The sequence below is a fragment of the Nocardiopsis halotolerans DSM 44410 genome (assembly GCF_000341065.1).
In the GTDB taxonomy this organism is placed as follows: Bacteria; Actinomycetota; Actinomycetes; order Streptosporangiales; family Streptosporangiaceae; genus Nocardiopsis; species Nocardiopsis halotolerans.
Genome location: NZ_ANAX01000059.1, coordinates 1 through 7,964, shown reverse-complemented (window position 1 = coordinate 7,964; position 7,964 = coordinate 1). Strand labels below are relative to the sequence as shown.

Annotated in this window: 6 protein-coding genes and 1 pseudogene; 2 read left to right on the top strand and 5 right to left on the bottom strand. The window is 73.4% G+C overall.

The genetic code is table 11. The features are described 5' to 3' along the window. The 3 genes from D455_RS29230 to D455_RS0104810 all read right to left on the bottom strand — a co-directional run. On the bottom strand, positions 1-458 hold a 458-nt coding region (locus tag D455_RS29230), incomplete at its 3' end, for a DUF2306 domain-containing protein (protein WP_017569632.1). 181 nt (positions 459-639) lie between these two features. Beyond that, entirely contained in the window at positions 640-1,509 is an 870-nt protein-coding gene (locus D455_RS0104815) for an ABC transporter permease (RefSeq protein ID WP_017569631.1), read from the bottom strand. Further along, complete coding sequence (locus tag D455_RS0104810) at positions 1,506-2,498, bottom strand: ATP-binding cassette domain-containing protein (RefSeq protein ID WP_017569630.1); 993 nt, start codon at positions 2,496-2,498, stop codon at positions 1,506-1,508. Before D455_RS0104810 ends, D455_RS0104815 begins: the two co-directional genes overlap by 4 nt. A 100-nt stretch (positions 2,499-2,598) precedes the next feature. On the opposite strand from D455_RS0104810, the gene D455_RS0104805 reads away from it, so the two are divergent. Next, positions 2,599-3,411, top strand: a complete 813-nt coding sequence (locus tag D455_RS0104805; protein WP_017569629.1) for a TetR/AcrR family transcriptional regulator — start codon at positions 2,599-2,601, stop codon at positions 3,409-3,411. Positions 3,412-3,528: 117 nt separating this feature from the next. After that, complete coding sequence (locus D455_RS0104800; RefSeq protein ID WP_017569628.1) at positions 3,529-4,173, top strand: class I SAM-dependent methyltransferase; 645 nt, start codon at positions 3,529-3,531, stop codon at positions 4,171-4,173. 102 nt (positions 4,174-4,275) lie between these two features. On the opposite strand, the pseudogene D455_RS29225 reads toward D455_RS0104800, so the two are convergent. After that, positions 4,276-5,474 (bottom strand): annotated as a pseudogene (locus D455_RS29225) (JmjC domain-containing protein). Between the two features lie 244 nt (positions 5,475-5,718). Next, positions 5,719-7,824 (bottom strand): prolyl oligopeptidase family serine peptidase, encoded by a 2,106-nt coding sequence (locus D455_RS0104785; protein ID WP_026122320.1) that lies wholly within the window; start codon positions 7,822-7,824, stop codon positions 5,719-5,721. Between the last annotated feature and the right edge of the window lie 140 nt (positions 7,825-7,964).

Genomic DNA, 7,964 nt, shown 5'->3' with positions numbered 1-7,964 from the left:
CGCTGACGCGCCATCCGGTACCCGATGACGGTGAAGGACAGCCACAGGAGCGCCCAGACGGTGTTGCTGACCTGGGTGCTGGTGCCCGCGCCGCCGAACAGGGCGATGAGCAGTCCGGGCACGCCCACCAGCGGGATTCCGGCCAAAACGTAGACCCGGCCGCTCCAGCGGTGGACGGCCGGGTGGTGCGTGCGCAGCCACGGCCACACCTGGAGGATCACCAGCAGGGTCAGCAGGGTGCCGCCGAAGATGTGGGTGACCAGCACCGGGTAGTACCAGGGGAGGTCGGCAGGGACGGGAAGGCGGGCCTCGGCGGGGTCCAGGCCCAGGTAGGGCGGGACGGCGTAGAGCAGGAAGGTCACGCTGAACAGGGCCAGGGGCAGGATCCAGGGGCGCTGCCACCAGCGGGGGCGCGGACGTTCGACGGGGTGTCGGGGCGGGGCCGCGGTCGCGGTCATGTCGGTCGTCCCTTCGCGGGGAGTGGGGCTGGGATGGGATGGACCGCGACGCGGGAGCAGGGCTCGCGGGAGGGGCGGCCGCACCGGAGTCCGAACCGGCGGGTCGGACTCCGGTGCGGCCGGGACGGGCGTTCCGGGAACCCGCGCGGTCGGGCCTTCGCGGGAACCGCGCGGGCCGGGGTCAGCGGCTGATCCGCCGGAAGCGGCGCACGGCCAGCGGGGTGACCAGGAGCATGAGGGCCACGGGGACGACGACGGCCATGAGCAGGGCGTTCTCCGCGGGCCAGGCGTCCGAGGGCAGTGACGGGTTGCCGAACAGGTCGCGGGTGGCGGTGACCACCATCGAGATCGGGTTCCACTCGGTGACCGGGGCCAGCCAGTCGGGCATGGCCGTGGAGGGGATGAAACTCGTCGAGAGCATGCTGAGCGGGAACGTCAGCGGGTAGACGACCATGCTCACGGAGTCGGCCGTGGGCAGCACTAGTCCCATCAGCACCCCCAGCCACACCAGGGCCAGCCGGAAGAGCAGCAGCACGCCGACGGCGGCCAGGGCATTCCCGGCCCCGTCCTCGAAGCGCCAGCCCATGGCGAAGCCGACCAGGAGCAGCAGGGCCACCTCCAGGCAGGCGCGCGCCATGTCCGCGAGGGCACGGGCGCTGAGCAGGGCCACCGGGGACATGGGCATGGAGCGGAAGCGGCTCATCACGTCGCGGGCGGTGTCGCGCGCGATCCCCGACGCCGTGCCGCCGATGCCGTAGAGCATGACCATCGTCAACATCGCCGGGACCAGGAACTCGCGGTAGTTCTCCGTGCCCGGCGGCGCCATCACGTCCCCGAACACGTAGCCGAACAGCAACACCACGACCAACGGCATGGTGATGGCGATGATCGGCTCGAAGGGGTCGCGGACCATGTGCCGGAAGTTGCGGCGGGTCAGCACCAGGGTGTCGGTGCCGGTCTTGCGCAGGCGCTGGCCCCGCGTGAGCTGGAGCGGAGGCAGACCTCCGCCGCTCCTCGGACGGTTCCGCTCGGGTACGGCGGTGGCGGTCATCGGGACACCTCCTGGGTGCGCTCGCGGTCGTTCTCGTGGTCGGTGGCGGTCGATCCGGTCAGGCCGAGGAAGACCTCGTCCAGGCTGGGGCGGCGGACGCCGACGTCCTCCACCCGCAGGCCGGAGCCGTCCAGGGCGCGCACGGCCCGGGTCAGGGCCTCCATACGGTCCTCGGCCGGAACGCTGACGCGCTGTTCCTCGCGGTGCACGCTGGCCGGGGCGGACACGGCGTCGCCCAGGAGCCGCGCGGTGGCGGCCAGGTCGGCGGGGTCGCGCACGACCACGTCGAGGCGGTCACCGCCCACCTGGGACTTGAGGGCGTCGGGGGTGCCCTCGGCGATGACGCGGCCGTGGTCGATGACGGCGACGGCGTCGGCGAGCTGGTCGGCCTCCTCCAGGTACTGGGTGGTCAGCAGCACGGTCGTGCCGGACGCGGTCAGGGCGCGCACCGACTCCCAGACCTGGAGGCGGCTGCGGGGGTCCAGTCCGGTGGTGGGCTCGTCCAGGAACAGGACGCCGGGCTCCTGGATGAGGCTGACGGCCAGGTCCAGGCGTCGGCGCATTCCGCCGGAGTAGCCGTCGGCGCGGCGGTCGGCGGCCCCGACGAGGTCGAAGCGCTCCAACAGGGAGCGGGCCCGCTCGTCGGCGCCCGCGGCGTCGAGGCCGTACAGGCGGCCGAACATGAGGAGGTTCTCGCGGCCGGTGAGGAGTTCGTCGACCGAGGCGTACTGGCCGGTCAGGCCGATCCGGGTGCGCACGCGGTCGGCCTGGGCGAGGACGTCGTACCCGGCGACGGAGGCCCGGCCGGAGTCGGGGCGCAGCAGGGTGGCCAGGACGCGGACGGCGGTGGTCTTGCCCGCTCCGTTGGGTCCGAGCAGGCCGAAGACGGTTCCCGCCCGGACGGTCAGGTCGAGCCCGTCCAGGGCCCTGGTGGCGCCGTAACTCTTGCGCAGCCCCTCGGCCCTGATGGCCGGGGTCGTGTGGGACATGACTGTGTGCTCCATAAACTGTTTATCAGATACACGTTACTGTGTAAGTAATACACAGATCTAGGATGGTGTCAACGAAGCAGCCGAGGACGGGTGGGATATGGCGGCCGAGCAGCAGGGGACGAACCGGATGGAGCGCGAGGTGGAGCTCCTGTGGGGGCTCGACCAGCCCGAGCCCAGGCGGGGGCCCAAGCCCAAACTCAGCCGGGAGGCCGTCGTGGCGGCGGCGGTCGCCCTCGCCGACGCCGAGGGCCTGGAGGCCGTCTCCATGCAGCGGGTGGCCAAGGAGCTGGGCTACACCACGATGTCGCTGTACCGGTACGTGGACAGCAAGGAGGACATGCTCGTCCTCATGAGCGACGCGGGCATGGACGCGGAACCGCCCGCGCCGCGCGGGGACGGCGACTGGCGCGCCGGTGTGGAGGAGTGGGTTCGTGGGGCGGTCGACCTGTACCGCCGGCACCCGTGGTCGGTCCACCTGCCCCTGAGCGGACCGCCCAGCGGGCCCAACGGGCTGCGCTGGATGGAGGCGGGCCTGCGCGAACTCACCCACTCGGGGCTGGACGCGGGATCGGCCCTCCGGATGCTGATGATGCTGTCCGCCGCCCTGCGCGACACGCTGCGCATCGAGCTGGAGATGGAGCGCGCCGCCCGGGCCGGGGGCGAGACCATGGCCGACACCGAACGCGGTTACGGCCGGGGCCTGCGCAGGGTCGTCACCGAGGAGGCGTTCCCCACGATCGACCTGCTGCTCCGGTCGGACGTGTTCGGGGAACTCGCCCCCGAGGAGTACGGGGGCGCGGGCGGCCCCGCCGACGACATCGACTTCGCCATCCGCAGGCTGTTGGACGGTGTCGAGGTCTACGTGGAGCGTCAGCGCGCGGCCGGACGCTCGGCGGGCAAGGGGGAGTAGCGGGGCCGGTCGGCGTCCACCTCGTCCTGGCTGCCCCGAGTCGAACAGTCCCCGGGCGCGGGGAAACGGCAGAGCAGGAGGAGCGGCGAACGCGCGCGGGTGCTAGCTTCCTCTCCCATGACGGAGCACCAGGACGGGACCAGGGCGGCCTACGACGGGGTCGTCGAGCTATACGCGTCGATGTTCGCCGACCGGTTGGAGGTCCAGCCGTTCTCGCGGAATATGATCGGTACCTTCGCCGAACTGGTGCGCGGGACGGGAAACCCGCAGGTGGCCGACGTCGGGTGCGGGCCCGGGCATCTGACGGCCATGCTGTGCGACCTGGGGCTGGACGCCCGCGGGCTCGACCTCTCCCCGGGCATGGTCGAACACGCCCGGCGGGCCCATCCGGCGCTGCGGTTCGACGAGGCGCGGATGGAGGCCCTGCCGGTCGGGGACGACGCGCTCGGCGGCGTGCTGGCCCACTACTCGATGATCCACACCCCGCCCGGTGAGCTGCCCGCGCTGCTCGCGGAGCAGGCGCGTGCCCTAGCACCAGGGGGCCTGCTCCTGGCCTCGTTCTTCGCGACCGACGGACCGGAGCCGGTCCGCTTCGACCACAAGGTGGCGCCCGCCTACAGCTGGCCGGTGGACCGGTTCGTCGAACTGCTGGCCAGGGCCGGGCTCGTCACGTTCGCCCGGCTGCTCCACGACCCGGCCTCCGAGCGGGGTTTCCTCGATGCTCACGTACTGGCCCGCCTCCCTTGGAGCGTTCGCCAGTAGGTGCCGGATGTGTACTGGCCGGAACCGTTGCTCGTGTGACGCAAGGGGGTGCACCACTGCGCGAGGGCCGGGGCGCGGTTTCCGGGACCGGCCCGCGTACGGCTACCGCACCAGTACCAGGTGGTGCCGCGACAGGACGGACACGACCTCCGCGGTCCGCCCGGCCTCCACACCCGCGCGCTCGGCCAGTTCGGCCACGGTCAGCCGCCTGTGCTCGGCGATCGCCTCCAGGACCGGCGCGACCACGGCCGGGAACCGGTACCGCCGCCCGCCCACCGTCACCGACACCCGCTCGCCGTCACGGGACAGCGGCGGCGGCAGGATCGGTACGAACTCCACCAGCGCGTCCGCGGGCGGCGCCCCCTCCTCCACCGGCCACGGCAGGGAGAACGAGGTCCGCCGCGGGAAGCGCGCGTCCCGCTCGGCCAGGAACCCGTCCACGTCCAGTTCCTCGGCCAGCTCCACCATCCGGGCCACCAGCTCGCCCTGGTGCTTGCGCCGCGCGTCGGCGTCGGCGAAACGGGGCAGGTCCCTGCGGAAGACCTCCTCCCCGAACAGCCGCCGCACCAGCGCGTCCGCCCACTCCACCCCGGTCGCCCGGGTGAAGCCGAAGGTCAGGTGCATGCTCACCCCGCCGTTCCCGGTCACCGTGTGCCACCAGCCGCGCGGCACGTGGATGACCTGACCCGGCCGTAGCACGCCCTCCCACACCAGGTGCAGCTCACCGTCGGCGTCGCGCGGGGGCGTGTGGGCGTGGTCCACGTCGTCCTTCATCGGGTACGGGCGCGACCCGGGTCCGTGCACCTGCCAGTGCTTGGTCCCCTCCACCTGCACGATCACCGTGTCGTGGTCGTCCCAGTGGGTGTCGAAGCCGCGCGAGCCGCCCCAGATCAGGTACAGGTTGGCCTGCGCGCGCTCGCGCACCAGCCGCATCAGGNGCCCGCCGCGCCCACCGGCGGGTGCATCCGGTCCACGCTGTCCAGGACCAGGCTCGCCCCTTCCCGCAGTTCCCGGTACAGCGCCTCGGGCCGCACCACGCGCCGCGCGGTCCGCGAGGACGTCGCCGTCTCCGTGTAGCGGTCGACCGGGACCGGGGCCCCGTCCCGGTGCAGGCGCAGCCGCGGCGGCTCGGGGGAACACGTGGCCAGCAGTCCGTTGAGGTCGTCGAAGGTCAGCAGCGAACGCACCGCGTCCGCGCCCAGGTCGGCGAAGACGAACTCCTCCGACAGGCGCGTGGTGAGGGCGTCCCGGCCCACGACGTCGCACAGGGTCCGGGTGAACAGGTGGCCGGGGTCGGTCACGGCGCGTCCTTTCCGTACACGGAGGAAACGGAGGGAGGGGTCCCGCCCGGTCCGGGGGCCGGACCGGGCGGGACGCGGTCAGATGAAGTCGGAGCTGGAGTCGGTGCCGTCGCTGTCGCCACCCGCGGTGATGTCGCGGGAGGTCACCTCGGCCAGATCCTCGACCTCGACCTCGATCGGGTCCATACGCACCACACCTCGCTTTCTGTGTGCCGTTTCTCTTGCCAGGACCCTCACCGTGCCCTCAGCGCGGCGACAGTCCCGTCCGGTGGGCCGCGAACGCGTGAGCGTCGGCGGCCAGTCCCACCGCCCGGCTGACCGCGCGCGGGCCGTGGCCCACGTCGCGTTCGTACCGGAGCAGGACGTGCGGGCGCCCCTCCTCCCGTTCCTCCGCGCGCGCCGCCGCCAGCAGCGCCGCGCACATCTTGCGCGGGTGGGCGGCGTCGGTGCGGGTGTCACCGTGGAAGCCGGTGAGCAGGACGCTCGGGAAACGCGTCCCGGCTCCGTCCAGCGCGCGGTGGTAGGGCGAGTAGGACATCAGGGCGGCGAAGTCGTCGGGGTCGGCGGCGGTGCCGAACTCGCGGGTCCACATGCGGCCCAGGCCCATGAGCTCGAATCGGGCCATGTCCGCGAGCGGCGCGGAGGCGATCACCGCCCCGCACAGGTCCGGGCGCGCGGTCGCGGCGGCCAGGACGAGCAGACCGCCCGCCGATCCGCCCGACAGGCACAGCTGCTCACGGGTGCACATCCCCGAGCCGACCAGGGCGTCCGCCGCGGCCACCAGGTCCTCCACGGCGCGCGGCTTGCCGCGCCCCGAACCGGCCAGGTGCCACTCGCGGCCCGCGTCGCCTCCGCCGCGTACGTGGGCGACGGCGTAGCGGCCCCCCGAGAGCAGCCAGGCCAGCACGGTCGCGCTGAACCCGAACTGGCGGGGGCGTCCGAAACCACCGTAGGCGTGCAGGAGGGTGGGCTCCGGGACCAGCCGCGGGGACACGCGTTCCCGGCGTCCCCTGCCCACGGCGGTGAACACGGTCACCGGGACCCGTGTGCCGTCCTCGGAGCGGCACCACACCACCGAGCGCTCCACGACGGGGGAGGGCGGGGCGTCGGCGGCGCCGGGCGGCCAGGGGACGGGGAGGCGCTCTCCCGGGGACAGGCGCAGGACGCGCTGCTGGGTGGCCACGTCCGCGTACCCCAGGTACACCGAACCGTCGGGCGCGGCCTCCGGAGTGGACACCATGCCCTCCCCGGGCAGCTCCACCGTGTACAGGAGCGCGCCCGAGCGGGCGTCGTGGACGGCCGCCGCGCTGACGCCCAGTCGGGTGCGCGAGACGAACAGCGCCGGTCCGTCCCCGCCGGGGAACGGCGCGAACGCGTCCAGGGTCGCGCCGCCGTCCTCGGGTACGACCTCGCGCCAGTGCTCCACCCCCGGTTCCTCGGGGGAGACCACGCAGATCCGCCGCCACGGCGAGCCCAGGGTGGTGCGCAGGTACAGCAGTCCGTCCGGGCCCAGCCGGGCCTCGGTCTCGGCCTCCTCGCCCACCTGGACGGGACGCGGTTCCGGGTGTCCGTGGGAGGCCGCGGTCAGGTCGGCCAGCCACAGGTCGGTGCGGTGCCCGGTGCCGTGGCTCTCGGACACCAGCAGCCACCTGTCGCCCAGGACGCGTACCCCGGGCACGGTGTCGGGCGCCGTGCAGGCGTGGACGAGGGTCTCGGCGCCGTCGGGGACCCGGCGCAGCCACACGCCGCGCACGCCCCTCTCGCCGTCGCGGCGCACGTAGTAGAAGGACGGGGCCTCCTGACGGGAGGGCGGGGTCCGCGGGGGCACCCAGGCCACGTGGGAGTAGCGCACCCCCGGCACGGGCGGGCCGACCGGGGCTCCGGTGTCGGCGCGGAGCACACGCAGGGAGCCGCGTTCCACGCCCCCGGAGGAGGTCTGTACCGCGACCAGCGCGCCGTCGGGGGAGGGTTCCCAGGCGTCCAGGGTGGTGTGCGGACCGTCGGACCCGGGGTCGTACAGGGTGCGCGGGGGGCCGTCCCCGTCCAGGACGACCAGGCGGGGGTGCTCGCTCCCGGCGGGGCGCACGGTGGCGAAGACCGCTCCGGAGCGGTGGACCGGCGGGCTCCACAGGTCGGTGTCCACCAGGGAGCGGATCAGCTCGGCCAGGTGTTCGCGCAGGGGCCAGGTGGCGGCCTCGCGTTCGTACTCGCGTCCCCGCTCCTCCAACCAGAGCAGCGTCTCGGGGGAGTCGGCGCTCTCCAACCACCGGTAGGGATCGGGTACGGACCGACGGGTGTCGGCGCTGGGATCGGGGACGAGGGCGGCTCCGGGGGCTCGGTTGGGCACCACACAATCGTTGGGGAGCGCTGAGTCGGGGGTCAAGCAACAGATCCCTTGCCTACGGGCACAGGACTGTGTCCCCAAAGCAAGGTTTGTCCCGACACCGACCAGGAAGGCCCTGGGTGTCCACCTGGTCGGTCCCCCGCCGT

Coding starts and splice junctions, on each gene's coding strand:
- D455_RS0104815 (WP_017569631.1), bottom strand. CDS start 1,509: ATGACCGCCACCGCCGTACCCGAGCGGAACCGTCCGAGGAGCGGCGGA.
- D455_RS0104810 (WP_017569630.1), bottom strand. CDS start 2,498: ATGTCCCACACGACCCCGGCCATCAGGGCCGAGGGGCTGCGCAAGAGT.
- D455_RS0104805 (WP_017569629.1), top strand. CDS start 2,599: ATGGCGGCCGAGCAGCAGGGGACGAACCGGATGGAGCGCGAGGTGGAG.
- D455_RS0104800 (WP_017569628.1), top strand. CDS start 3,529: ATGACGGAGCACCAGGACGGGACCAGGGCGGCCTACGACGGGGTCGTC.